This is a genomic window from Inquilinus limosus MP06, from assembly GCF_000767795.1.
GTDB lineage: Bacteria > Pseudomonadota > Alphaproteobacteria > DSM-16000 > Inquilinaceae > Inquilinus > Inquilinus limosus_E.
Window position 1 is genome coordinate 1 of sequence record NZ_JANX01000959.1, and the last position, 1388, is coordinate 1388.

Here is a 1388-nt window from a genome sequence, read left to right on the forward strand (position 1 = left end):
GATCCGGGGCCGGACGGCCGGGGCCGGCCGGTCGGCGAGGATCTCGACCCCGCCAAGGAGGCGGTGCGCCTGACCGGCAGCACGTCCCTTGCCTTCCCGGCCGGTTCGGTGGCGGGGTACGAGCCGCCCGAGGGCGAGGCCCCGCCCCGCCTGGCGCTGACGCTGTTCGGCCTGGTCGGCCCGTCCGGCGTCCTGCCCAGCCACATCACCGCCGAGGTCAACCGCGCCATCCGCATGAAGCGGCCGGCGATGAAGACCTTCCTGGACCTGTTCCACCACCGCCTCGCCTCCTTCTTCTACCGGGCCTGGGCCAAGTACCGGCTGCCGGTCGCCTATGAGCGATCGGGCGGTGCCGAGGACGACGTCTCGGGCGCGCTGCTGGCGCTGGTCGGGCTGGGCACGCCGCATCTGCGGCGGCGGCTGGCGGTCGAGGACGAGGCGGTCGTCCACTATGCCGGCCATTTCGCGCGCTGGCCCCGCTCGGCCGCGGCGCTGGAGGCGATGCTGGCCGACTATCTCGGCCTGCCGGTGTCGGTGACGCAGTTCGAGGGCAGCTGGCTGCCCCTGCCGGCCGAGGAGCAGACCCGCACGCCCTCCGCGGCGGCGCCCGAGGGCAGCTTCTGCCAGCTCGGCGTCGACGCCGTGGTCGGCGAACGGGTCTGGGACGTCCAGGGCAAGTTCCAGATCCGGGTCGGCCCGGTGTCCTGGGCCCGCTTCCAGACCCTGATCCCGGGGTCGGAGGATGTGCGGCGGCTGGCGGAGCTGACCCGCCTGTATGTCGGCCCCGGCCTCAGCTTCAACCTGCGCGTCGTGCTGGACCGCACCGACGTGCCGGAGCCGCGGCTGGGCACGGCCGCCACCCGGCTGGGCTGGACCAGCTGGGCGGTGTCGCGCACCCCGGCCGCCGACCTGGCCGACGCCGTCTTCGAATTCGATCCCGCCTGACCCGCCCCGCATTGACGAGACAGAGCCATGGCAGCCATTGATCTGAAATCCCTGGTCGGAAAGCTGAACACCCCCTGCCGCCGGGCGCTGGAGGGGGCTGCCGGCCTGACCCTGTCGCGGTCGCAGTTCAACGTCGAGATCGAGCACTGGCTGATCAAGCTGCTCGAGGACGACCAGAGCGACATCGTCGCCTGCCTGCGCCATTTCGAGCTCGACCCCGGCCGGGTCTCGGCCGAGCTGAACCGGGCGCTGGACCGGCTGAAGACCGGCAACACCCACCCGCCGGCGCTGTCGCCGTCGCTGGTGACGCTGGGGCGCGAGGCCTGGCTGCTGGCGACGCTGGAATATGGCGAGGAGCGGATCCGGTCCGGCCACATCCTGGTGGCCCTGCTGGCGGACGAGACGCTGGGCCACCAGGATGTGGCCGGACCGGATCCGCTCCT

The 1388-nt window shown here is 72.8% G+C and carries 2 protein-coding genes; both read left to right on the forward strand.

All coding sequences use genetic code 11. The annotated features are described in order from the left end of the window. The coding region (tssG, locus tag P409_RS34385; protein WP_052121714.1) for a type VI secretion system baseplate subunit TssG at window positions 1-945 on the forward strand (945 nt) is incomplete at its 5' end. A 27-nt stretch (window positions 946-972) separates the two neighbouring features. Next, window positions 973-1388: Clp protease N-terminal domain-containing protein (locus P409_RS34390; RefSeq protein WP_034849363.1), on the forward strand; the 416-nt coding region annotated here is incomplete at its 3' end.